Raw genomic sequence first — 24,102 nt, 5'->3', positions numbered from 1 at the left:
CGGTTCGAAGCGGGCTACACTGGCGGTTCGGCTTTCGAAGCGGGTGATATGCGGGCACTGACGGATAGCGAGAGGCGCAGCGGCAATCTGCGCGGCATGGGGTGGATGTTTCTGTCGGGCCTGTGCTTTGCGGCGATGCATGCGTCGATCCGGCATGCGGGGGAGACGATCCATCCGTTCGAGATCGCCTTTTTCCGCAATCTGTTCGGTTTCCTGGCGCTGACGCCCCTGTTTCTGCGCTATGGGCTGACGCCGTTGAAGGCGAAGCGGCCGGGGTTGCTGGGGCTGCGTGCGGTCATCAACCTGTTCGCGATGCTGGCCTATTTCACGGCGCTGACCCTGACGCCGCTGGCCGATGTCGCGGCGCTGGGCTTCACGGCGCCGATCTTTGCCACCGGCCTGGCGGCACTGATCCTGAAAGAGGTCGTGGGCTGGCGCCGGGGCGCGGCGATCGCGGTCGGGTTCCTGGGCGCGATGATCGTCATCCGGCCAGGCTTTTCCGCCGTGGAACTGGGGCATGTGCTGGTGCTCGGCTCCGCGCTGCTCTGGGCCTGCGCCATGCTGGTGATCAAGCGGGCGGCGCAATATGACAGCTCGCTGACCATTACCCTTTACATGGGATTGATGATGACGCCGCTGTCGCTGCCCTTCGCGCTGACGGTCTGGACCTGGCCGCAGGGCGGGGAGTGGCTGTGGCTGATCGCCATCGGCGCGCTGGGCGGGGCGGCGCAATGGGCGCTGACCGAGGCGCTGCGCCAGGGCGAGACCGCGGTCGTCATGCCGGTCGATTTCTTCAAGCTGATCTGGGCCGCCGTGCTGGGCTTCGTCTTCTTTCAGCAGCAGCCGGGCCTGTTCACCTTCCTGGGCGGCGCGGTGATCTTCGCCGCCGCGACCTATATCGCGCTGCGCGAATCCCGCCTGCGCCAGCCGCCGCCCCCCGCCGCGCGCAGCACGCCGGGCTGACGGCCCCCAACCGGCCCGGACAAAGAAAAAGGGGAGGCCGGAGCCTCCCCTTTCCCAAACCGTTGAATCCGAACTTTGCGGATCAGAACAGGCCCTGGATCAGGCCGGCATCGTCCAGCTTGATCGAGTTGGCGGCGGGTTTCCGCGGCAGGCCCGGCATGGTCATGATCTCGCCGCAGATCGCGACGATGAAGCCGGCGCCGGCCGACAGACGCACTTCGCGGACCGGCACGACATGGCCCGACGGGGCGCCGCGCAGGTTCGGGTCGGTGGAGAAGCTGTACTGCGTCTTCGCCATGCAGACCGGCAGATTGCCGTAGCCTTCCTGTTCCCACTGATGCAGCTGGTCGCGGACCTTCTTGTCGGCGATGGCCTCTTCCGCGCCATAGATTTCGCGGCAGATCGTATTGATCTTGTCGAACAGCGGCATGTCGTCGTCATAGAGCGGGCGGAACTGGGCATGGCCGCCGTCGATCAGGCCGACGACCTTGTTTGCCAGTTCCTCGGTCCCTTCGGAGCCCTTGCCCCAGTGTTCGCAGACCACGGCCTCGACGCCCAAGGTCTTGGTGAATTCCTGGATCGCCTGCAACTCTGCCTCGGTGTCCTTGATGAAGCGGTTGATGCCGACCACCGCCGGGACGCCGAACTTGCCGACATTGCGGATGTGGCGGCCCAGATTGGCCAGGCCCTTCTTGACGGCGTCGACATTCTCGTCGCCCAGCTTGTCCTTCGCGACGCCGCCATGCATTTTCAGCGCGCGGACGGTCGCGACGATGACCACCGCTTCCGGCGACAGGCCGGCCTTGCGGCATTTGATGTCGAAGAATTTCTCCGCGCCCAGATCGGCCCCGAACCCGGCCTCGGTCACGACATAATCGGCGACTTTCAGGGCCGATTTGGTGGCGGAGACGGAGTTGCAGCCATGGGCGATGTTGGCGAAGGGGCCGCCATGGATGAAGGCCGGATTGTTTTCCAGCGTCTGCACCAGGTTCGGCATCAGCGCGTCCTTCAGCAGGACGGTCATCGGCCCTTCGGCTTGCAGGTCGCGGGCCAGGATCGGGGCGCGGTCGCGGGTATAGCCGACGACGATGCGGCCCAGGCGTTCCTGCAGGTCCTTCAGACCGTCGGCCAGGCAGAAGATGGCCATGACTTCGGAGGCGACGGTGATGTCGAAACCGGTCTGGCGCGGGAAGCCGTTGGCGACGCCGCCCAGCGAGACGACGGTGTCGCGCAGCGCGCGGTCGTTCATGTCCATGACCCGGCGCCAGGCCACCCGGCGCTCGTCGAAGCCCAGCTCGTTACCCCAATAGATGTGGTTGTCGATCAGGGCCGACAGCAGGTTATGGGCCGAGGTGATGGCGTGGAAATCGCCGGTGAAATGCAGGTTGATGTCTTCCATCGGGACGACCTGGGCATAGCCGCCGCCGGCCGCGCCGCCCTTGACGCCGAAGCACGGACCCAGCGACGGTTCGCGCAGGCAGATCATCGCCTTCTTGCCGATGCGGTTCAGGCCGTCGCCCAGACCGACCGTCGTCGTGGTCTTGCCTTCGCCCGCCGGGGTCGGCGAGATCGCGGTGACCAGGATCAGCTTGCCGTCCGGCTTGCCTTTCAGCGAGTCCAGATATTCGAAGCTCATCTTCGCCTTGTTCGGGCCGTATTGCATCAGCTGTTCGGCCGGAATGCCAAGCTTTGCGCCGACTTCGGTGATCGGCTGCATTTTGGCTTCGCGGGCGATTTCGATATCGGACTTACTCATGATCCATCCCACCTTTCGATTGGCACTGTCGGGGCGTCGAGCAGGGACGGCGGATCTTACGGCCGCGCCCCCCGGATCGACTGTGCAGTATTGCTAGGGGCAACGGGGGCCGGGTGAGCGCGCCCCCGCGACTTCTTTTGCGATTAACACGACATGGGGATGTCGCGCACGGGGCGGAACGCCGGCGCTGTTCAAAACGCGACGCCGGACCGGATCACTCCGCCGCCGCGTCCAGTCCGGCCGGCGCCGGTTTTTCATAGGGCAGGTCATTGGACAGCGACGGAACCATGGCGCGCACCTCGTCGACGCGGGCCAGGTCGATTTCCGCCAGAACGACGCCGGGCGCCGCGCCGCCATCGGCGAGGATCTCGCCCCAGGGGTCGATGATCAGGGCATGGCCGAAGGTCTTGCGGCCGTCCTCGTGATCGCCGCATTGCGCGGGCGCGATGACGAAGCAGCCGTTCTCGATCGCCCGGGCGCGCAGCAGCGTGTGCCAATGCGCCTGGCCGGTCGTGCGGGTGAAGGCGGCGGGCACGGCCAGGATGCGGGCGCCGGCCTTGGCCAGATCGCGGAACAGATGCGGGAAGCGCACGTCATAGCAAACGGCCATGCCGTATCCGCCCCAGGGCGTGTCGACGACGGTCGCGTGATCGCCGGGCCGGAAGCCGTTACTCTCGCGGTAGCTTTCGCCATTGGCCAGATTGACGTCGAACATATGGATCTTGTCATAGCGGCCGCGAATCTCGCCGTCGGGCCCGATCAGGAAGCCGCGATTGGCGAAGCGCTTGTCGTCGGACAGTCGAATCATCAGCGACCCGGCATGCAGCCAGATGCCCAGTTCCTTCGCCAGCGCGCGATAGGCCGCCAGCGACGGGTCTTCTGATTCCAGCGCCGCGACCTTCTTGGATTCGTCGCGATTGATCTGCATGAGGTTCACCACCTCGGGCAGGGCAACCAGTTCGGCGCCCTGTGCCGCCGCGTCGCGGATCATGCCGGACGAGATCTCGATATTGCGCTCGACCGAAACGGTCGAGGTCATCTGCACCAGGCCGATTTTGAGCGTCTTCGCCATGTCCAAACTCCTCCCCCTCCGAATGGTCTACGCGGCTGCGCCCAGTAGCTTGTCCAGGCTGCCGTCGGCTTCCGCCGCCATCAGGTCGTCGCAGCCGCCGACCAGGGCGTCGTCGATGAAGATTTGCGGGACGGTCTGCGCGCCGCTGCTGCGCTTTTCCATCTCTGCCTTGCGGCCGCCCTCGGCCCAGATGTCGTATTCGGTATAGCTGACGCCCTTGCTGTCCAGCAGCTTCTTCGCGCGATAGCAAAAGCCGCACATCGGGCGGGTATAGATTTCAACAACGGCCATTCTTAGGCTCTCCCAATACAGACGGAGGCGCCGGAACGCGGCGCCGATCATCCCGCAAGATTGTATACCGACGGGCAAATGTCCAGGGGGCGGCCCCGGCGGCGGCGGGTTTCGCCGATCACGCCTTCGGGATGTCGACGCCCATTTCTTCCAGGACTTCGGTTGCGATCTTGAAGCCTTCCAGCGCCGCGGGGACGCCGCAATAGATCGCGACCTGTAGCAGGATTTCCTGCATCTCCTCCGGGCTGACGCCGTTGTTCACGGCGCCGCGCAGATGGATCTTCAACTCATGCGGCCGGTTCAGGGCGCACAGCATGGCGATGTTCAGCATCGACCGCGTGTGGCGCGACAGGCCCGGGCGGCCCCAGACATGCCCCCAGCAATAGCCGGTGACCAGTTCCTGAAAGGGCATGTTGAAGGAATTGGCGTTCTCCAGCGACTTGTTGACGTAGTCCTCGCCGACCACGGCCTTGCGGATTTCCAGCCCCTTCTCGAACAATTCCTTGTCCATGTCTGCCTCCCGATTCTCGTTGTTGCCGGGTCGCAGCCTATTCGGCGGCGCTGGGTTCCGCAATCGGTGACGCCCGTTTCGCGCGGCGTCGGGCCAGCGCGTTAGAGATATCGGCACGCAATTGCAGCCAGCACGGCGTCACCAGCAGGGTCAGCAGGGTTGCGAAGGCCAAGCCGAAGACGATGGCCGTCGCCAATTGCACCCACCATTGCGTCGACGGCGCGCCCTGCGAGACCTCGCGGGTGACGAAGTCGATATTGGTCTGCAACACCATGGGCAGCAGGCCCAGGATCGTCGTGACCGTGGTCAGCATGACCGGCCGCAGGCGCTGCGCCCCGGTGCGCAGGATCGCGTCCCGTGCCGTGGCGGAACTCTTTTTCAGGCGGTCGAACGTGTCGATCAGGACGATATTGTTGTTCACCACGATCCCGGCCAGCGCGATGACGCCGATCCCGCTCATCACGATGCCGAAGGGTTCCTGAATCACCATCAAACCGATCAGCACGCCCACGGTCGACATGATCACCGCGAACAGGATCAGGAAGGCCGAGAAGAAGCTGTTGAACTGGGTCACCAGGATGATCGCCATCAGGAACAGCGCGATGGCGAAGGCCTTCATCAGGAATTGCTGGGCCTCCTGCTGTTCCTGATCTTCGCCCTTGAATTCGACCGTCACGCCGTCCGGCAGCGGGCGGGTCTCCAGCCAGCCGCGCAGATCGTTGACGAAATCGTTGGGCAGCAGACCTTCCGCGACATCGGCCTTCACGAAAGCGACGCGCGATCCGTCGACCCGGCGCAGGATGCCGGTATTCTGCTTTGCGACCCGGGTCACGAAATTGCCCGCCGGCACGCGGCCCTGGTCGGTGTTGACCCGCAGCCGGTCCAACTGGTCGATCGACCGGTACTGTTCCGGGAAGCGGGCGGGAATGTCGATTTCCTCATCCGAATCGTCGGGCCGGTAGTCGGACATTTTCAGCCCGTTCGTGACCAGCTCGATGAAGCTGCCCAGGACCGCGACATTTGCCCCGAACTTGGACGCCTGCGCGCGGTCGACACTGTATTCCCACTGAATGCCGGGGATCGGGTTCGAATCCTCGATATCGACCAGACCGTCCATCGTGTCGAAATGGGCGCGGGCGATCTCCACCGCTTCGTCCAGGACGGCCGGGTTCCGCGCGCTCATCTGCAGATGGACCGGCTTGCCGGTCGGCGGCCCTTGCTCTTCCTGGCGGATTTCGATGACGATCCCGGCCAGATGCGCGGTGCGCTCGCGGATGTCCGCCTTGATCTCGGCGGCCGGGCGGCGCAGGTCCCATTCGACGAATTCGAGGGTGATCTTGCCGATGATATCCTCGGCCTCGTCGTCGCGGACTTCGAAATTGCCGCTGGACGTGTAGACCGATTTGAACTCGCCGGTCTCATCGCCGATGGCCAGGATTTCGCGCTCGACCTCGGCGGTCAGCGTGTCCTTCTCATCGACGGACAGGTTGCCCCGGGCGTGGACGTTGACGATCATCAGCTTCGGTTCGATTTCCGGGAAGAATTCGACACCCTTGCCGATCGTGCCATAGGCCATGATCGTGCCGACCAAAGTCCCGCCGGCCAGCAACAGAACCAGCCAGGGCGCGCGCAGCGCCAGGGACAGGGTCTTCACATAAAGCCCGGTCACGCCGCGCACCGCATTCGGGTCCATGGTGGAATCGACGTCGTCGTCCTGGCCGGAAGACTTCGGGGCGGCCAGGGCGCGGGCATTGGCATTGTCGACCTCGTGCCGTTCCAGCAGCCGGCCGGCGATGCCGCCCAGCCACAGACCCAGCACCAGCCCGCCGATGGCGGCGGGCAGCGCGATCAGGGGCGCCATTTCACCAAGGCCGAACTCGCCCGCCATGCCGAACCCCATACCGCCCAGCGCGACGGTCAGGGCCGCGGTCACGATGATGCGGGTCACGGCGGACAGGTTGGCACCCAGGGTCGGGATGAAGATCAGCGCCATGGCCAGCGACGCGGACAGGGTCGCGATCAGGGTGATCGGCAGGAACTTCATGAACTCGCCGACCACGCCCGGCCAGAACAGCAGCGGCAGGAAGGCCGCCAGGGTGGTCGCGGTCGATGCGATGATCGGCCAGGCCATGCGCTTGGCGGCCAGACCGTAAGCTTCCTTTTTGTCGATCCCTTCGGACAGTTTCCGGTCGGCGTATTCTGTGACGACGATGGCCCCGTCGACCAGCATGCCGACCGCCAGGATCAGCGCGAACAGGACGACGACATTCACGGTCAGGCCCAGGATCGACAGGACCATGACCCCGGCCAGGAAAGATCCCGGAATGGCGACACCGACCAGCAGTCCTCCGCGCAGGCCCAGGGCGGCAACGACGACGATCATGACCAGCAGGATCGCCGACAAAACGTTGTTCTGCAGGTCGGTCAGCATGGTGCGGATGTCTTCGGACTTGTCGTTCGAGAACCCGACCTCGACCCCGACCGGCCAGTATTGCCGCTCCGTCTCGACGATAGCGCGGACGGCCTCGATGGTCTCGATGATGTTCTCGCCGCTGCGCTTCACGACTTCCAGCGCCAGGGCGGGCTTGCCGTGCAGCCGGGCATAGTTGACCGGATCCTTGAAGCCGCGCCGGACTTCCGCGATATCGCGAATGCGGACCACGGCGTCGCCATTGTTGACCAAAGGCAGGTTCAGGATGTCGTTCACGTCCTCGAACAGGCCGGGCACCTTGATCGAAAACCGACCGCTGCCGGTATCCAGTGCGCCCGCCGCCACCAGGCGGTTGGAGTTGCCGATACGGGTTAGGAGCGCTTCCGGTTCCAGGCCGTAGCTTTCGACCAGAACCGGGTCGACCAGAACCTCGACAACCTCATCGCGGTCGCCGGTGATGTTGACTTCCAGGACGGTGCCGATGCCTTCCAGCCGGTCCTGCAGGTCGCGCGCGATCCGCAGCAGCGTGCGTTCCGGGACATCGCCCGCCAGGGTGACGACCAGAACCGGGAACAGGCTGAAATTCACCTCATTGACGGTCGGGTCGTCGGTGTCCTCGGGCAGGTCGGGACGGACCAGGTCGACCTTTTCCCGGACGTCGTCCAGGGCGCTGTCGGCGTCGAACCCGGCCTCAAACTCCATCAGGACGTTCGCCCCGCCCTCATAGGCGGTGGACCGCATTTCCTTCACGCCTTCGATCCCGCGCAGTTCCTGTTCCATCGGACGGACCAGCAGGCGTTCGGCGTCTTCGGGCGAGATGCCGTCGTGATGCATCGAGACATAGATGATCGGGATGTTGATATCCGGATCGGCCTCTTTCGGGATGGCGATATAGGCCAGCGCCCCGGCGATCAGGATGAAGGCCAGGGTGCCGAGAACCGTACGCGACCGGTTCAGGGCGGCGTCGATCGGGCTCACGAAGGATCTCCCGCCGGGACGGAGCTGAGGGTCTGGGACGCGCCGGGCTGTTCGCTATAGGGCTTTTCGGCCTCGTCCTCCGGCACCGGCCGCACCGTCGCGCCGGGGGCGACATAGGCTTGACCCACGGTGATCAGCGTCACGGTTTCCGGCAGGCCGGATACCCACATGGCGCCAGCCGTGTCTTCGACGATCTCGATCGGATAGAAGACCACCTTGTTCTGGGCATCGACCGCCTTGACCCCGACCGCGCCATCGTCGCTCAGCGCCAGCAGCGCCGGGGTGATGCGGTGGGCCGAGACTTCCTGCGCCGGCAGGAAGACCTTGGCGGTCATGCCGTCCAGCAGCCCGTCGCCCTGATTGGCGACTTCCAACTCGACCTCGAAGGTACGGGTGGCGCTGTCGGCGGTGGGGGCGATGCGGCTGACCAGCCCGAAATGCGTCTGGCCGTCCAGCATCTGAATTTCCGCCGTCACACCGGCGTCGACACGGGAGATCTCGCGTTCGGACACCTGGATCGTCACGACGATCGGGTCGAAATCGGCGATAACCGCGATCTCGTCGCCCACCTGCACGTAATCGCCGACCTCGACGGACCGGGTCTCGATGACCCCGTCGAACGGCGCTTCGATCGTGGTGCGGCCCAGATCGACGCGGATTTCTTCCAGTGACGCGCGGGCGGATGACAGGTTGGCTTCCGCCTCCGCCTTCTTGGATTCCGTCTGGAATCCCTTTCCGGCGAGCTGCCTTGCGGCCTCGTATTCAATCTCGCGCTGGCGCACCAGGGATTCCGCCTGTTTCAGCTTCGCATAGCGATCGTTTGTCGCCAGTTTCGCGATCACCTTTCCGGTCGCGACGGGATCGCTGACACTGGCGCCGACCTCGATGACGCGGCCTTCGGTCTCGGCACGCAGAACCGCCCGGCGGTCGGCCTCGGTACGGCCGGTATACAGCAGGATCGCGCGGTGATCCGTGGCGCGGCTTTCCGCGACCCGGACGGACGGCAGCGCCTTCGTCTCGGCAGCGGGCTCCTGGGCCTGCTGTTCGGCGGTTTCGGCCTGCGGATCGGCGAGGGGATCTTCCTCCATCTGGCCGGAATAGATCCAGCCGGCGGACCCTGCCGCCAGGGCGAAGGCGATCAGGTAGGAGGGTTTGATCGGGAATTTCATCGTTCTATCCTGCGCTCGATCATTCCGCCGCGGTTTGGCGGCAGTCATGGCAATTGCCCGCGGCCGCCACGAAGGCGTCGCGGTGTTCGACCAGATAATCCAAGGCGGCCTGATAGACCGCGCATCCGAAACCGTGAACAAGACGCTGACCGACCATCAATCCGTCGAGCGTCGAACACTCCTTCATCGCCTCCAGCTTCTCGCGGTAGAAATCGATGCGGGTATCGATGACGCGCGCGATCCAGGCGGGATCCTGCCAATCGGCAAAGAACAGGATGAACAGAAGGTCGGACCGGTATTTGTCCTCGCCCGGAATGCGGGCGCGCATTTCCTGCTCCAACCGGTCCCAGCCGCCTTCGGTCAGGCGGTAGACTTTCTTGGACGGACGCTTTTCCTGGTAATGGGCGGTGCAGGTGACCAGCCCTTCATCCGTCAGCTTGTTCAGCGCCGGATAGATCGATCCGAAGCCACCGTCCGCGAAATGGCTGAACGGCCCTTCCTCGAACGCCTTGCGGATTTCATAGCCGGATGCTTCGCCGAGGGCGAGGACTCCGAGGCATGTCGTCTTTGTATCCATTGGGTCCGGATGGTCGCGGCCAATCCCGTTCCGGGTGCCGCAGCGCACAATCGTTTCGGTCGGCGGACAGATAATGCCGACGAAGACCTATATCAAGCCAAAATATATCGGACCGATATATTCGAATCCGCGAGTTACAAGTTCGAATATCGAACTATTTCAACCGTCGGATGTCAGTTGTCCTTGACTTCCTCGATCCAAGGAATCTGGGCGACGGCAATGCCCTCATCGGCAAGGGACTGGGCTTCTTCACCGGTCGCCTCGCCGTAGATGCCGCGCGCTTCCGTCTCGCCGTAATGGATCTTGCGCGCCTCTTCGGCGAAACGCTCGCCGACATGTTCGTGGGTGGACTCCACCTTGCGGCGGAACTCCCGCAGCGTGTCCCGCATCTTGCGGGCCGCCTCGGCCTGGGCCGCACCCTGGGTCCGGCTGGACGAGATGTTCGGGCGGCTCAGCGCCTTCTCCACCTTGCGGCTGCCGCAGACGGGGCAGTCGATCTTCTTTTGGGCGATCTGAGTATCGAAGCTGGCCGAATCCTTGAACCAGCCTTCGAATTCATGATCCTTTGCACAGCGAAGGTTGAACGAAATCATATCCGTCGACCATATTTCCGTTACCCCTTGCGGGGCCTTGACCCTCAATCGGGGCCTTAACCTTTGATTTGGCCCTAAACGCGTTGGCTTGCAAGCGATCTGATACGAAAGGCCGGACCATGACGGATCATCTGACGCAGCGCCATGCCGGGTTCACCGCCCCCAGCCCCTGGGTCGAACGCTGGTCGGCACTGGCCCCGGAAGGGTCGGCGATCCTCGACCTGGCCTGCGGCAACGGACGGCATGGCCGGCTGTTCCATGGCCGCGGCCATCCGACCGTCTTTCTGGACAAGGACATATCCGCCGTCGCCGACCTAGCCCAATCCCCGGGCGCGGAAGTGGTTCAGGAAGACTTGGAGGACGGGCGGCCCTTTCCCCTGGCCGGGCGGCGGTTCGGGGCCGTCGTCGTGACCTGTTATCTGCACCGGCCGATCCTGTCCGACCTGGTCGACGCGGTCGCGCCGGGCGGCGTCCTGATCTACGAGACCTTCGCGCGCGGAAACGAGGCTTATGGTCATCCGGCGCGGGACGCCTATCTGCTTGAGGAGGGCGAGCTGCTGCGCGCCGTCGACGGGCGTCTGACCGTGCGGGCCTATGAGCACGGCTATGACGATGTGCCGAAACCGGGAATCCGTCAGCGAATCTGCGCGGTTCGGCCGGAAAGCTGAGTCCTTCGCGCCAAAACAAACGGCAAAAACAAGCAATTCATGTCGCAGACTGGACACTGGTCTGTCGGGACTGGGGGATTCTAAGCGGAAACGACGCTTCGGCGCATGACTTGGGGAGACAGTACCGTATGGCCCGACATTCCGGCCGCCGCGCGACCATGCGCGAACGCCGCGGCAGAGCCGCCGGCATCAAGCAGCTTCCCTGGACCCCGACCCTTCGCAACCCCTATCCGCCGATGTGCCCGCTATCGGCCGATCAGGTCGAGGCGATCCACGAGGCGAGCCTGGACGTGATCGAGCGCGACGGGCTGGAGGTCAATGGCGACAAGGCGCTGGACCTCTATGCCAAGGCGGGCGCGGAAGTCGACCGGGCCAATGAGATGGTCCGGATGGACCGGGCGCTGGTCATGGAACTGATGGCCCATGCGCCGTCGGAATTCACCCTGACGCCGCGCGATCCGAACCATGCGATCACCGTCGGCGGCGACCATATCAATTTCGGCCTGGTGTCCGGCCCGCCCAATGTCCATGACGCGATCCGCGGCCGCCGGGTCGGCAATTACGCCGATTACGTGACGCTGGCCAAGTTCGCGCAGTTCTTCAACTGCATCCGCTTCCTGGGCAATCAGGCGGTCGCACCGACCGATCTGCCGGCCAATTCGCGGCATATGGATTCGACCCGGGCCAACGTGGTCTACACGACCAAGGCCTTCAATCATCAGCTCATCGGCGCGGGACGGGCCAAGGATTCCTGTGAGATTGTGGCGCGTGCCTGCGGCAAGACGGTCGAGGACCTGATGGGCGCGCCCGCCTGTATCGGCAATATCAACGTCAACAGCCCGCGCAAGCTGGACGAGCATATGGCGACCGGCGCGATCCAGATGGCGGAGCTGGGCCAGGCGACCATCGTCACGCCCTTCACCCTGATGGGGGCCATGACGCCGGTGACCATGGCCGCCGCCCTGGTGCAGCAGAATGCCGAGGCGCTGTTCGGCATGTGCCTGACCCAGATCGTCCGGCCCGGCGCACCGGTCGTCTATGGCGGCTTTACCTCCAATGTCGATATGAAGTCCGGTGCCCCCGCCTTCGGTACGCCGGAAAACGCCAAGGCCAATCTGGCGGGCGGACAGTTGGCGCGCTTCTACAAGGTCCCCTACCGCACCAGTGCCTGCAACGCGTCCAATACCGTCGACGCCCAGGCGACCTATGAGACGATGATGGCGATGTTCGGCGCCCTGATGGGGCACGGTCATTTCATCTATCACGCCGCCGGATGGCTGGAAGGGGGCCTCGTCGCCTCCTTCGAAAAGGTCATGGTCGATGTCGAGATGATCCAGCACCTGATCGGCATGATTCAGCCGATCGACACATCCCCGGACGAATTGGGCCTGGATGCCATATCGTCGGTCGCACCGGGTGGCCATTTCTTCGGCACCGACCATACGATGGTGCGGTATGAAACCGCTTTCTACGCGCCGATCCTCAGCGATTGGACCAACAGCGAGGCCTGGGCCGCCGCCGGGGCGAAGGACACGACCCAGCGCGCGACCGAGCTGTGGCAGCAGGTGCTGGAGGAATACGAACAGCCGCCGATGGACCCGGCCCGACTGGAATCGATCGACGCCTATGTCGCCAAGCGGAAGGAAGAGATCGGGACCGGGGAGCCGTGAGACTAGAGTAATCTAGGTAGATTAGAGGGCAGCGATTTTCCTCGCATTATGGGTTTAACCTCATTCTGGGTCGCATCGCGTGCGACAGAAGCCGATTCAAGTCGTGGGCAAGTTCTGGAAGAGCAGGGCACGTCAATTTGGCTCCGCGCGCTTTCTCAGCATTGCCTTGCCGAACCACAATCAATCATTTCGAGAGATGTATGTAGCGTCTTTCGGATTCTGTGAGTCAGGGTAGTCTAGTTGCCATGGTGATGCGTGGATCCGGCGAGCCCGAGCAATTCGGGTATCTTCTCCTTCCCAGTTTTTCGTTGATGGCGTTCTCCTCCGCCGTCGAACCGTTGCGCGCGGCCAATACGATCGCGGGCAAGAAACTGTATGACTGGACCTTGGTGTCGATGGACGGGGCGGCGGTGACGGCGTCGAACGATATCGACATCATGCCGGACCTGTCGGTCGCGATCGACAAGCGCTTCGACTATCTGTTTGTCGTCGGCGGAACCGGGGCGGAAAAGATCAAGGATCCGCGCGCGATCAACTATGTCCGAAAATTGTCGCGGCTGGGCACCACCATCGGGGCGGTGTCGACCGCGCCCTATCTGCTGGCCCATGCGGGTCTGTTGGACAACCGGCGCTGCACCATCCACTGGGAGTATCTCGACGGATTCCGGGAGGATTTTCCGCATCTGGAAATCACCGACGAGCTGTACGAGATCGACGGCGGCATCGTGACCTGTTCCGGTGGGACGGCGTCGATCGATCTGCTGTTGCACATGATCAGCCATTCCCATGGGCACGATCTGGCGACCCATGTGTCGGACTGGTTCCTGCATAAACAGATCCGCGAACAATCCGAACATCAGCGCATGTCGCTGCGTTTCCGGGTCGGGGTCAGCCATCCGAAACTGCTGGGCGCGATCCAGTTCATGGAGGACAATCTGGAAACCCCGCTGGACCGGGAGGAGATCGCCGAGGCGGTCAGCCTGTCGACCCGGCAGTTGGAGCGGCTGTTCCGGAAATACCTGAATTCGACGCCGCGTAAGTATTATTTCGGTCTGCGCATGCAGCGCGCGCGTATCCTGCTGCGCCAGACCAGCATGTCGGTTCTGGACGTCGCGCTGGCCTGCGGCTTTGTGTCGGCCAGCCATTTCGCCAAATGTTATCGCGAGTTCTTCGGCCATTCCCCGCGCCGGGACCGCGCACCGGAGTCTTGAGACCATGAGTGAGGATCGTGTCCTGTATCATCGCGACGGCGCGGTGGTGACCCTGACCCTGAACCGGCCGGACGAATTGAACGCCTTTTCCGACGGGCCGATGATCGATGGATTCCTGGCGGCGCTGGACCGGGTGAAGGGCGATGCGGGCGTGCGCTGCGTCATCCTGACCGGGGCGGGGCGCGCCTTCTCGGCCGGTGGGAACGTCAAGCATATGCGCGACAAGACCGACATGTTCGCCGGGACGACATCGGATATCGAACGCGCCTATGCCGACGGTATTCACAGGGTGCCGCCGGCCTTCTGGAATCTGGAAATACCGGTCATCGCGGCGGTCAACGGCCCGGCCTATGGCGCGGCGCTGGATCTGGTCTGCATGTGCGATATCCGCCTGGCGACCCCGGCGGCCAAGTTCGGCGCCCCCTTCGTCAAGCTGGGTATCTCGCCCGGCGACGGGGCCGCCTGGTTCCTCAGCCGGATCATCGGGCCGTCGGCGGCGGCGGAAATGATCCTGACCGGAGAACCGGCCGACGCGGAGATGGCGAAGGCCTGGGGGCTGATTTCGCGCATCGTGCCGCAGGAAAACCTGCTGACCGAAGCGCATGCCATCGCCTGCCGCATCGCCGCCAACGCGCCGCGCGCGGTGCAGCTTTCGAAGCGGCTGCTGCGCAAGGCGCCGCATCAGACGTTGGAGGATCACCTGGCCATGTGCGCCGCCTATCAGGCGCTGTTGCACGGGACGGCCGACCATGCGGAGGCCGTCGCCGCGCATCTGGACAAGCGCAAACCGGAATTCGACGGCACCTGACCCCCGGCCGTCAGGCGGCTGCGCGGGTCTGTCGGGTCATCGCCCGGTTCACCAGCACCAGGCCGATGGCGACCAGAATGGCGGCGATGCTTTGCTGGATGCTGGGGATTTCGGCGAAGATCAGATAGGCCAGCGCGATGCCGGTGACCGCCGCGACCGATCCGATCTGGCTGAGATAGACCGGCCCCGCCAGTTTCTGTAGCCGGAAATAGACGTCATAGAGCACGGCGAAGGTCACGGATTGCGCCGCCAGCAGACCGGCGCTTTCGGCATTCCAGGCAACCGGCCCGAAATCGATCCCGAACAGCAGCAGTACCGCCACCATCGTTGCCGCGCCGAAGACCAGCATGCCGATGGACATCTGCATCGAATCCGATCCTTTCGGCCAATAGACGCTGCGGTAGATATTGGCGATGGCCAGAATGACCGGGACTGCCAGCGCGACCAGCGACCACGGGCTGTAGCCGCCGTCGACCCCGGTCTTCGCGGTCGCCAGGACCACCCCGCCCGCGACCCCGAACAGGACACCCAGCAGCTTCTGTCCGTTGAACCGGTCCAGGCGCAGGGCCAGGGCCAGGGCATAGGTCAGCATCAGCGGAAAGGCGAAGCACAGGGCGACGAATCCGGCGCCGACATGCTGGACGGCGGAAAAGGCCATGGCATTGGGGATGGCAAACAGAATGCCGGAAAAGACAGAGAAGACGAGGGCGGACCCGCCCGGCATCGGGACGCGCCGGCGCAGAACCTGCCCGACGGTCTGGATCGCCGCCCCACCGACCATCGCCCAGAGCAGCAGGGCCATCGGCGGCCAGCCGACACTGCCCGACGCCTTGGCCCAGATCGCCGACAGGCCCAGCAGCGAGCCGGTGGCGATGAGCAATCCGACGGCATGCCAGATATTCGGACTGGCGGAGGAAGGGGCTTGTACCATTCTACTGTCTCCCGATGGGCGGCGGCCGCGAAACCTGGCGGCGATATGAGGACTGGACCTCTTGGCGGGTATTACTTAATATCAAGTATCTTAATGGCAAGGTAAATTATGGCTAGAGATCGGGCAGGCGCCGCCAGGGCGCAATGGGAGGCGGAAATTCCGGGGTTGGAGCTTCTGCCGATGGAAGTGCTGGGCCGCCTTGCGGAGGCGACGCATTTGGCGCGTTCGACCTTCCTGTTGCCGGTTTTTACGGAGTTCGGGTTGAAGCCCGGGGAATTTGACGTCCTGATGACCTTGCGCCGGTCCGGTGCGCCCTACGCGCTGACGCCGACGGAGTTGTATAATACGACCATGATCACGTCCGGGGGCATGACGGCGCGGCTCGACCGGCTGGAGAAAGCGGGTCTGATTGTCCGCAACCCCCATGAAACCGACCGGCGGGCGGTCCAGATTGCCTTGACCCCAAAGGGCAAGGAGCTGATCGACCGAATGCTGCCGGTTCATCTGGCCGCCCAGAGGAAGGCTGTGACCGGGCTGGACGAGGCGGAGCAGCGGGCCCTGGCGGATCTGTTGAAAAAGCTGATCGCGGGACTGCCTCCGAAATAACAAATAAAAAATGTGCAATTTTTATTTTCACAGTTGACAGTGAAGAAACTTTGACGCACCACTTGCCTCTGGCGCGAAAGTGGCCATTTGTGATATCTCGCGAATACGAAATCCGGGGTTTCCGCCAAAATGGGGGCGGGAGGCCGGATTTTTTGGAAGGAGCGGCGCAAGATGGAAATGAAGAAACAGGCTATTCCCGGCTCGGTGAACGCGGTCACGGTCGTGGACGTGCATCACTGGACCAACCGTCTGTTCTCGTTCCGCGTGACGCGCCCGGACAGCTTCCGCTTCCGCTCCGGCGAATTCGTGATGATCGGCCTGATGAAGGATGACGGCAAGCCGCTGCTGCGCGCCTATTCCATTGCCAGCCCGTCCTGGGATCACGAGCTCGACTTCTTCTCGATCAAGGTCGAAGACGGACCGCTGACCAGCCGCCTGCAGAAAATTCAGGTCGGCGACGAAATCCTGCTGGGCAAGAAGCCGACCGGCACGCTGGTGCTGGACGCGCTGCTGCCGGGCAAGACCCTGTATCTGCTGTCGACCGGTACCGGTATCGCGCCCTTCGCCAGCGTCATCCGCGATCCGGAAACCTATGACCGGTTCGATCATGTCGTGCTGACCCATACCTGCCGCGATGTCGCGGAGCTGGCCTATGGCGAGAAGATCGTCAAGGACACGCTGGAAGACCCCCTGGTCGGTGAAATGGTGCAGGGGCGCCTGACCCACTACACGTCGACCACCCGTGAAGCCCACACCCATACGGGCCGCATCACGACCCTGATCGAAAACGGCAAGCTGTTCGAAGATCTGGGCCGGAAACCGTTCAACAAGGACGAGGACCGGGTGATGATCTGCGGGTCCATGGGCATGCTGCAGGACACGAAGGATCTGTGCGAGGCGGCGGGCCTGACCGAGGGCGCCAATTCCATGCCGGGCGAATTCGTGATCGAAAAAGCCTTCGTCGGCTAAGCCGCCCCCGGCTTCTCGTAACATCCCGCCAACGCGCCGCGGAGCTGCGTCAGCGCCAGGACGGCGTCGACCGTCGGCGTCGGTGTGTCCGTGATCCGCCCCAGTTCCTGAACGGCGGTTACAAGGGCGTCGATTTCCATCGCCCGTCCGCGTTCCAGATCCTGCAGCATCGACGTCTTGTGCGCCCCGACCGCCGCCGCCCCGTCGATGCGCTTTTCGACATCGATGGCGAACCGCACGCCCAGTTTCTCGCCGATGGCCTGGCCTTCCAGCATCATCGCCTTGGCCACGGCGCGGGTGCCGGGATCGGCACAGATCTGCTCCAGGGTCGCGCCGGTCAGCGCGCTGATCGGGTTGAAGGACAGGTTGCCCCATAGCTTCACCCAGATCTCGTCGCGGATACGCGGCTTCACCGGGGCTTTCAGGCCACCTGCCCGCATCGCCTCCGCCAAGGCCGCGACGCGGTCCGTCTTCTCGCCGCTGGGCTCCCCCAGGGTGAAGCGGTCGCCTTCGATATGCTGGACGACGCCCGGTTCGACGACTTCACAGGCCGGATAGACGACGCAGCCGATGGCGCGGTCCGGCCCAATGGCATCCCATTGCGCACCGCCCGGATCGACACTGTCCAGCCGCGTGCCGGCCAGCGGACCGTCCAGCCCGTGGAAATACCACCAGGGCACGCCGTTGACGGCGGTAACGACAGCGGTTTTGTCATGGAACAGCGCCGTCATTCGCCGGGCGACCTGCGGCACGGAATGGGCCTTCAGCGCGACGATGACATAGTCTTGCGGGCCCAGCGCGGCCGGATCCTCCTCGGCGGCGACGGCAATGCGTTTCGTCTCCCCGCCGATATGCAGGCGCAGACCGTTCTCCCGGATGGCTGCCAGATGGGGGCCGCGCGCGACAAGGCTGACCTCCGCCCCGCCTTCGGCCAGCGCGACCGCCATATATCCGCCGATGGCGCCGGCGCCATAGATGCAGACTTTCATGGATTTCCCTCCCCGGCGCGGTTTTGGGCGTCAGCCTAGCACGGTCCCGGGGGACAGTCGCAAGCCGCGCAGGAAGTCCTCGCCGGAAACCGGTCCGCGGCCGGGGCGCTGGACCCGCTGAAGGCGGATCGCACCGGTCCCGCAGGCGACGGCACCCTGATCGTCCAGCAAGGTGCCGGGCGGCGCATCGCGATCGGGGAAGGTCGGCAGGGCGCGCAGCAGTTTGATCCGCTCACCGCCCTGTTCGAAATAGCATCCCGGCCAGGGTGTCAGCGCGCGCACCCGGCGGTCGATATCCGATGCGGGATCCCGCCAGTCGATGAAGCCTTCCGATTTTTTCAGCTTCTCGGCATAGGTCACGCCGTCTTCCGGTTGCTTTTTGGGGCGCATCGATCCGTCGGCAAGCCCGTCCAGCGCCTCGACGATCAACCGTGCGCCCAGATGCGCCAGGTCGTCGTGCAGGTCATGCGCTGTGGTCCGGTGCAGGATCTGCACAGGCTCTTCCAGCAGGACCGGGCCGGTATCCAGGCCTTCATCCATCTGCATGATGGAAATGCCCGTCTCGTCGTCTCCGGCCAGGATCGCACGCTGGATCGGCGCGGCACCGCGCCAGCGCGGCAGCAGAGAGGCATGGATGTTCAGGCAGCCATAGCGCGGAATCTCCAGGATCGCCTTCGGCAGGATCAGCCCATAGGCGACCACCACCGCCGCATCGAGCCTGAGATCGGCGAAGGCGGCCTGCGCTTCCGGGGTTTTCAGGCTGACCGGGTGCCGCACGGGGATGCCCATTTTTTCGGCCGCGATATGGACCGGGCTGGGCGTTTCCTTCTTGCCGCGATTGGCGGGGCGGGGCGGCTGAGTATAGACGGCTTCCACTTCATGGCCGGCCCGGACGACAGCGTCCAGTGCAGGAACGGAGAACCCCGGGGTCCCCATGAAGGCCAATCTCAATTTCGCCATGAACCGGTGTCCGCGGCGGCGCGCCCCTCTGTTATTCGGCGGCGGCCGCGCGGCCTTCCTTGCTGCGCAGTTTGGTCTGTTTCTGCAGCTTGCGCATGATCATACCACGTTTCAGGGACGAGATGTGATCGACGAACACAACCCCGTCCAGATGGTCGATCTCGTGTTGAATGCAGGTCGCCAGCAGCCCGTCCGCTTCGATGGTCTGTTGGGTACCGTTCTCGTCGAGATAACGCACCGTGACCGTCGCCGGGCGTTGCACCTCGGCATATTGCTCCGGGAAGCTCAGGCAGCCTTCCTCATAGGTGGACAGCGCGTCGGACTGGGTCACGATCTCAGGGTTGATCAGCTTCATCGGCTGCGGGTCGGCACCGCGCGGGGCGCAGTCGACCACCAGAATGCGCTTCGACACACCCACCTGCGGCGCGGCCAGGCCGATGCCCGGCGCGTCGTACATGGTCTCCAGCATATTGTCGAGCAACGTGCGGATCGCATCGTCCACCGTCTCGACGGGCTCGCATTTCTGTTTCAGCACCGGATGCGGTGCGACCAAGATCGGCAGGATCGCCATTTCCGAATTCCAACTCGTGAATGTCCTACCCCGTAGGTAAGCCGCAAGGGCCGCGCGGTCAAGGGATGCGCGGTTTTCTAGGCCGCGACCTCGACGATGACCGGAACGTGGTCGGACGGTTTTTCCCACCCGCGCGCATCGCTCAAAATGCGCATGCCGCCGACATTCTGGGCCAGCCCGGGTGACGCCCAGACATGGTCAAGACGGCGGCCTTTATTGGCGGCGCGCCAGTCGCGGGACCGGTAACTCCACCACGTATACATCTTCTCGTCGTCGGGCACGAATTTGCGCATGCAATCGACCCAGCCGAACGCGTTCTGGGCGGCGGTGAACTTCTCGACCTCGATCGGCGTGTGGCTGACGACCTTGAGAAGCTGTTTGTGGGACCAGACGTCGTGCTCCAGCGGCGCGATGTTCAGATCGCCGACGACCATGATCTTGTCCGACGCCTTGCGGTTTGCGCCGAACCAGGTGGTCATCTCGTCCACGAAATCCAGCTTGTGGCCGAACTTGTCGTTGATCTCGCGGTCCGGCTCGTCGCCGCCCGCGGGGACATAGAGGGAGTGGATTTCGATCCCGCCCGGCAGGGTCGCAAAGATATGGCGGCCGTCGGCCTTGCCGGTCCAGTCGTGGCGGCCGACATTTTCCAGCGGCAGTTTCGACAGGATGCAGACGCCGTTATAGCCCTTGATCCCGTTGATCGCGACATGCTCATAGCCCAGGGCCCGAACGGCATCGAAGGGGAATTGCGGATCGTCGACCTTGGTTTCCTGCAGGCACAGCACGTCCGGTGCAACTTCCTTGGTCAGCTGCTCCACGATCGGCATGCGCAGGCGTACCGAATTGATGTTCCACGTCGCAATTCGCATGAGTGATGTGTCCCCTGTTTCTTACTTTTGGGCGGCATAGGCGCGGGCCGCGTCGCCGAAGGCCTTGAACATGGCCTGGCTCAAGGGCCAGGCGAGGGCGGTCGGGTGTTCCGGGTGCCATTGCACGCTCAACAGAAACCCTTTGGCGCTGGGCAGAGAGACCGCCTCGATGACCCCGTCGTCGCTGACGCATTCGACGAACAGCCCATCGCCCAGCCGGTCGATCCCCTGGGCGTGCAGGGAATTGACCATGACGTCACCGGTCTTTCCGGCGAGCCGTTCCAGCATGCCGCCCGGTTTGATGTCGACCGGGTGGGCCACGTCATAGCGGTCCTGAAGCGGGATGTCGCGACGCATGCGGTGATCGCGCTTTCCGGGCAGTTCGTGCAGATTCTGGTGCAACGTGCCGCCCAGGACGACGTTCAGTTCCTGATGGCCCCGGCAGACCGCGAAGATCGGCAGGCCCCGGTCCAGGGCCTTGCGGATCAGCGGCAGCGTCATGGAATCGCGCAACGGATCGCGCTCCGTTTCCGGCCGGAAGTCGGGACCGTCGTAATGCTGCGGCTCGACATTCGACGGGCTTCCGGTCAGGAACAGGCCGTCCAGCTTGTCCAGCAGATCGTCCATGTCGATCTGGTCCGCCATTGCCGGGATCGGCATGGGCAGGCCCTTCGCCGTGGTCGCAACGGCCGACAGATATTTGTGGCCGACCTGATGGTAGTGACTGCCGCCTTCGCTGGAACGGGTGCAGGCGGAAACGCCGATCAGGGGGATGGACATGAAACGCCTCTGTGCTGTCGATTTACGCGGAAAGGTCACGCGGGTTTGATGCGCCCCGATGTCTTACGCGTCTTGCCGCGTCTCGGCAATCCGCCCACTTTATCCGTGATGGAAAACATGACGGAAACGCTGCTCACCTATAAATCCGCCATCGTCGCGGGCTGGATTGCGTTGTTCTTCGCGGTCGAAAGACTGTGCCCGGCGGCGCCCGTGCCGCTGGACCGGGCGGGCCGGTGGCGGCGGCTGGTCAGCAATGGCGGGCTGTTCGGGGCCAATGTCGTCGTGTCGCTGTTGATCGTCGTACCGGTCAGCCTGTGGGCGGCCGATGCAGCGCCGGATTGGCGTGGAACCCACGCCCCCTGGTGGCAGGGCGGTTGGGGGGTGGTGCTGGACCTGCTGCTTCTGGATTTCCTGATCTACTGGTGGCACCGCGCCAATCACGCGATTCCCTTCCTGTGGCGCTTCCACGAGATCCATCATCTGGACGAGACCCTGGACAGCACGACAGCCATCCGCTTCCACTGGGGGGAGGTGGCGCTGTCGGCTTGCGCCCGGGCGGTCTTCATCCTGGCCTTCGACATCCCGCTGGAAAGCGTTCTGATTTTCGAAATTCAGGTGCTGCTGGCGGCGATCTTCGCCCATTCCAATCTGCGCCTGCCGGCCGGGCTGGAGCGGGCGATCGGATGGGTCGTCATCACGCCGGCGATCCACTGGGTGCATCACCACGCGGTTCGCCGCGATACGGATTCCAATTACGGCAATCTGTTCAGCTTCTGGGACCGTCTGTTCGGATCTTTCAGCCCGAACCGGCGGCGATTGAACATGAAGGTCGGTGTCGAGCGGGAAACCGAACGGCCGTTCTGGCGTTTGATGATCCGGCCGTTCGAAGGGCGCGCTTCCTAGAACATCATCCGATGGGCGGCGGCAATGCGGCCGGTATCGGGGTTCTGGATCAGGACAGCGCAGCCGCCATCCCCCGCGATCTCCGACATGTCGATGCGGAATTCGGCCTCGCCGCCGGACCAGGCCTGTCCGACCGTTGTCATGCTGCGCACGACATGGGCGTTGACCAGGTTGCGTCCGCTGTTCTCACCGCGCAGCACTTCGGTGTGGTGGCGCGAATCGAACCCGACGACGGTGACGCGGTAGGGGCCCGATTCCGGTGGGGTGCCGGTCAGGCGGATGGTCAGCGCATCGCCCTCGCCATGGGACAGAACCAATTCCGGCGCGGCGCCCTTCTGGGCGTCCATCATGCGTTTCATCGATGCCGCCTCGATCCGTGCCTCGACGGCACTGCGGCGCGACCCGACCTCATGCGCGCGGCCGTCGACGACCATTTGCGGCGTGTAGTTATAGGGCGACCCGAACAGGGCGTTATAGGCGCGCTGCCGCGCGGTATAGCGCGGATCGGCAAAGGGATCCTTCCAGCCGATATAGTCCCAATAGTCGACATGGAACTCCAGGGCGATGATCTCCTGCCGCTCCGCCAGTTCCGCCAGAAACGCCTCCGCCGGCGGGCAGGAGCTGCAGCCTTGGCTGGTGAACAACTCGACCACGACGGGCAGTGGTGATACGCCTGCGGCCCGAACCGGGTTTCCGGCGCCGAAGAAGGGGGCGGTCAGGGCGGCGGTCGCGCCCGCGAGGAGAGTGCGTCGTGATGTTGTCATGACGGTAAAATAGGCACGGAGCCCGGTCACACCCGAATCACATATGGGTGACATCACGCGCTGGTGAGCGGAGGCGGGCCAGGCACGCGGTCAGCCTGACGCGACTTTCACCGAAATCGACAGGGATTGAAACGCCTCTTCCGGCCCGAAATACGAGCCGCGCACCGGCGAGGCCTGGGACGGGTCGCGCGCCACGGCGACGCGGATCAGATTGGCGCCGCCGGCGATGCCGTTTGTCGGGTCGAACTCGACCCATCCTGCGCCGGGCAGATAGACCTGGACCCAGGCATGGGTCGCCCCGGCCCCGCGCAGATCCGCGCCCAGCGGCAGGTTGGGATCCTTCATCGCCGCGTCCAGTGCCGGATCGTAGAGATAGCCGGAGACGAACCGCGCGCCGAGGCCGATGCTGCGCACCGCCTCCATGAAGAACAGGGCGAAATCCCGGCAGGTCCCGGCACCGCGGTCCAGGGTTTCGCTCGGTGTCTGGGTCCCGTGCGCCTCGCGCGTTTCGTAGGCGAAGGTCTTCCGCACGGCGTCGTTCATCGCCATCAGCGTGTCCGGCGTGTCCTTGCCGTTCAAGAACTGCCGCGCCCATTCGGTGATCCGGTGCTGCGGGTCGTGATAATGCCGTTCCATGCACCGGCCCAGATCCGCGACCTCGTCCGAATGATAGGGGAAGGGCAGGGTGCGGGCATAATCGTCCAGCGGCGAGAAATCCGGCTCGGTCAGGCCGTAATGTTCGATCCGGATCGTGTTCTCGATATCCAGTCGGTCGGATTCCTGTTGGAACTCGACCCGGGCCACCGAGTTGCCGAAGACATCATGGGTCCAGCGGATATTGGCCGCCGGGTGAATGGCGATCGATGCTTCCAGCATGCGCAGGTCGTGGCTGTCGCGCGGCCGCATCATCAGCGCATGTTCCCCGAACCGGACGGGCCGGTCATAGGTATAGCTGGTTATGTGGTGCACCGTCAGAATCTGCATCGCGCCGAGGATATAGGACGAGTCCGGGTCCAGGGCACGGGAATAATACCGCGCCGCGGCCCAAAAGACGAAGAAGGC

At 64.1% G+C, this 24,102-nt stretch carries 24 protein-coding genes; 8 read left to right on the top strand and 16 right to left on the bottom strand.

Annotated features, from left to right (window positions below):
- Window positions 1–48: 48 nt before the first annotated feature.
- Window positions 49–963 (top strand): DMT family transporter, encoded by a 915-nt coding sequence (locus ACO06O_RS16010; protein ID WP_421881897.1) that lies wholly within the window; start codon window positions 49–51, stop codon window positions 961–963.
- 82 nt (window positions 964–1,045) lie between these two features.
- Here ACO06O_RS16010 and ACO06O_RS16005 read toward each other — a convergent pair whose 3' ends face one another.
- The 8 genes from ACO06O_RS16005 to ACO06O_RS15970 all read right to left on the bottom strand — a co-directional run bounded on the left by ACO06O_RS16005 (window position 1,046) and on the right by ACO06O_RS15970 (window position 10,341).
- Window positions 1,046–2,719 carry a formate--tetrahydrofolate ligase gene (locus ACO06O_RS16005; RefSeq protein ID WP_420418596.1) on the bottom strand — a complete coding sequence of 558 codons (1,674 nt, stop codon included), beginning with the start codon at window positions 2,717–2,719 and terminating at the stop codon, window positions 1,046–1,048.
- 214 nt (window positions 2,720–2,933) lie between these two features.
- The gene (locus ACO06O_RS16000; RefSeq protein ID WP_421881894.1) at window positions 2,934–3,791 is read right to left on the bottom strand and encodes a carbon-nitrogen hydrolase family protein; all 858 of its coding nucleotides are present in this window, start codon (window positions 3,789–3,791) and stop codon (window positions 2,934–2,936) included.
- 27 nt (window positions 3,792–3,818) lie between these two features.
- Window positions 3,819–4,082, bottom strand: a complete 264-nt coding sequence (grxC, locus tag ACO06O_RS15995) for a glutaredoxin 3 (protein WP_420418594.1) — start codon at window positions 4,080–4,082, stop codon at window positions 3,819–3,821.
- Between the two features lie 118 nt (window positions 4,083–4,200).
- Entirely contained in the window at window positions 4,201–4,593 is a 393-nt protein-coding gene (pcaC, locus tag ACO06O_RS15990) for a 4-carboxymuconolactone decarboxylase (protein ID WP_421881890.1), read from the bottom strand.
- Window positions 4,594–4,630: 37 nt separating this feature from the next.
- Window positions 4,631–8,002 (bottom strand): efflux RND transporter permease subunit, encoded by a 3,372-nt coding sequence (locus tag ACO06O_RS15985; protein ID WP_421881887.1) that lies wholly within the window; start codon window positions 8,000–8,002, stop codon window positions 4,631–4,633.
- Complete coding sequence (locus ACO06O_RS15980; protein ID WP_421881885.1) at window positions 7,999–9,171, bottom strand: efflux RND transporter periplasmic adaptor subunit; 1,173 nt, start codon at window positions 9,169–9,171, stop codon at window positions 7,999–8,001. Before ACO06O_RS15980 ends, ACO06O_RS15985 begins: the two co-directional genes overlap by 4 nt.
- A gap of 19 nt (window positions 9,172–9,190) precedes the next feature.
- Window positions 9,191–9,748: a helix-turn-helix transcriptional regulator gene (locus tag ACO06O_RS15975; RefSeq protein ID WP_421881883.1), complete on the bottom strand. Its 558-nt coding sequence runs from the start codon at window positions 9,746–9,748 to the stop codon at window positions 9,191–9,193.
- Window positions 9,749–9,921: 173 nt separating this feature from the next.
- On the bottom strand, window positions 9,922–10,341 hold the full coding sequence (locus tag ACO06O_RS15970) for a DUF1178 family protein (protein WP_421881880.1): 420 nt from the start codon (window positions 10,339–10,341) through the stop codon (window positions 9,922–9,924).
- Window positions 10,342–10,460: 119 nt separating this feature from the next.
- Here ACO06O_RS15970 and ACO06O_RS15965 point away from each other — a divergent pair, with 119 nt between their 5' ends.
- From ACO06O_RS15965 to ACO06O_RS15950, 4 genes are all read left to right on the top strand, one after another.
- Window positions 10,461–11,009, top strand: a complete 549-nt coding sequence (locus ACO06O_RS15965; protein WP_421881876.1) for a class I SAM-dependent methyltransferase — start codon at window positions 10,461–10,463, stop codon at window positions 11,007–11,009.
- Window positions 11,010–11,137: 128 nt separating this feature from the next.
- Window positions 11,138–12,679, top strand: a complete 1,542-nt coding sequence (locus tag ACO06O_RS15960) for a trimethylamine methyltransferase family protein (protein WP_421881873.1) — start codon at window positions 11,138–11,140, stop codon at window positions 12,677–12,679.
- A 245-nt stretch (window positions 12,680–12,924) separates the two neighbouring features.
- The gene (locus ACO06O_RS15955; protein WP_421881870.1) at window positions 12,925–13,890 is read left to right on the top strand and encodes a GlxA family transcriptional regulator; all 966 of its coding nucleotides are present in this window, start codon (window positions 12,925–12,927) and stop codon (window positions 13,888–13,890) included.
- A 4-nt stretch (window positions 13,891–13,894) separates the two neighbouring features.
- The gene (locus ACO06O_RS15950; protein ID WP_421881866.1) at window positions 13,895–14,698 is read left to right on the top strand and encodes a crotonase/enoyl-CoA hydratase family protein; all 804 of its coding nucleotides are present in this window, start codon (window positions 13,895–13,897) and stop codon (window positions 14,696–14,698) included.
- A gap of 10 nt (window positions 14,699–14,708) precedes the next feature.
- Here the strand turns inward: ACO06O_RS15950 and ACO06O_RS15945 are convergent, their stop codons facing one another.
- Window positions 14,709–15,629 carry a DMT family transporter gene (locus tag ACO06O_RS15945; RefSeq protein ID WP_421881863.1) on the bottom strand — a complete coding sequence of 307 codons (921 nt, stop codon included), beginning with the start codon at window positions 15,627–15,629 and terminating at the stop codon, window positions 14,709–14,711.
- A gap of 108 nt (window positions 15,630–15,737) precedes the next feature.
- On the opposite strand from ACO06O_RS15945, the gene ACO06O_RS15940 reads away from it, so the two are divergent.
- Window positions 15,738–16,235 (top strand): MarR family winged helix-turn-helix transcriptional regulator, encoded by a 498-nt coding sequence (locus tag ACO06O_RS15940; RefSeq protein ID WP_421881861.1) that lies wholly within the window; start codon window positions 15,738–15,740, stop codon window positions 16,233–16,235.
- Between the two features lie 177 nt (window positions 16,236–16,412).
- Window positions 16,413–17,204 carry a ferredoxin--NADP reductase gene (locus tag ACO06O_RS15935; protein ID WP_420420465.1) on the top strand — a complete coding sequence of 264 codons (792 nt, stop codon included), beginning with the start codon at window positions 16,413–16,415 and terminating at the stop codon, window positions 17,202–17,204.
- Here the strand turns inward: ACO06O_RS15935 and ACO06O_RS15930 are convergent.
- The 5 genes from ACO06O_RS15930 to ACO06O_RS15910 all read right to left on the bottom strand — a co-directional run bounded on the left by ACO06O_RS15930 (window position 17,201) and on the right by ACO06O_RS15910 (window position 21,373).
- Entirely contained in the window at window positions 17,201–18,193 is a 993-nt protein-coding gene (locus ACO06O_RS15930) for a 2-dehydropantoate 2-reductase (RefSeq protein ID WP_421881858.1), read from the bottom strand. The genes ACO06O_RS15935 and ACO06O_RS15930 overlap by 4 nt on opposite strands.
- Before the next feature lie 30 nt (window positions 18,194–18,223).
- A complete protein-coding gene (gene fmt, locus ACO06O_RS15925; protein ID WP_421881856.1) occupies window positions 18,224–19,153 on the bottom strand; it encodes a methionyl-tRNA formyltransferase in 930 nt (309 codons plus the stop codon).
- 31 nt (window positions 19,154–19,184) lie between these two features.
- Window positions 19,185–19,724, bottom strand: coding sequence for a peptide deformylase (gene def / locus ACO06O_RS15920; protein WP_421881854.1), 540 nt, complete (start codon window positions 19,722–19,724; stop codon window positions 19,185–19,187).
- A 77-nt stretch (window positions 19,725–19,801) separates the two neighbouring features.
- Entirely contained in the window at window positions 19,802–20,593 is a 792-nt protein-coding gene (xth, locus tag ACO06O_RS15915; RefSeq protein ID WP_421881851.1) for an exodeoxyribonuclease III, read from the bottom strand.
- Between the two features lie 21 nt (window positions 20,594–20,614).
- The gene (locus tag ACO06O_RS15910; RefSeq protein ID WP_421881848.1) at window positions 20,615–21,373 is read right to left on the bottom strand and encodes a gamma-glutamyl-gamma-aminobutyrate hydrolase family protein; all 759 of its coding nucleotides are present in this window, start codon (window positions 21,371–21,373) and stop codon (window positions 20,615–20,617) included.
- A 117-nt stretch (window positions 21,374–21,490) separates the two neighbouring features.
- Here ACO06O_RS15910 and ACO06O_RS15905 point away from each other — a divergent pair, with 117 nt between their 5' ends.
- Window positions 21,491–22,276, top strand: a complete 786-nt coding sequence (locus ACO06O_RS15905) for a sterol desaturase family protein (RefSeq protein ID WP_421881845.1) — start codon at window positions 21,491–21,493, stop codon at window positions 22,274–22,276.
- On the opposite strand, the gene ACO06O_RS15900 is transcribed toward ACO06O_RS15905, so the two are convergent.
- Window positions 22,273–23,040 carry a DUF1223 domain-containing protein gene (locus ACO06O_RS15900; protein WP_421881842.1) on the bottom strand — a complete coding sequence of 256 codons (768 nt, stop codon included), beginning with the start codon at window positions 23,038–23,040 and terminating at the stop codon, window positions 22,273–22,275. The genes ACO06O_RS15905 and ACO06O_RS15900 overlap by 4 nt on opposite strands.
- Before the next feature lie 90 nt (window positions 23,041–23,130).
- Window positions 23,131–24,024, bottom strand: a complete 894-nt coding sequence (locus ACO06O_RS15895; RefSeq protein ID WP_421881840.1) for a transglutaminase family protein — start codon at window positions 24,022–24,024, stop codon at window positions 23,131–23,133.
- Window positions 24,025–24,102: the final 78 nt, after the last annotated feature.

The sequence above is a fragment of the Pacificispira sp. genome, assembly GCF_965228185.1.
Taxonomy (GTDB): domain Bacteria; phylum Pseudomonadota; class Alphaproteobacteria; order UBA8366; family Aestuariispiraceae; genus Pacificispira.
Note: the sequence above shows the minus strand (reverse complement) of the source record. Positions and strands in the feature narration are given on the sequence as shown.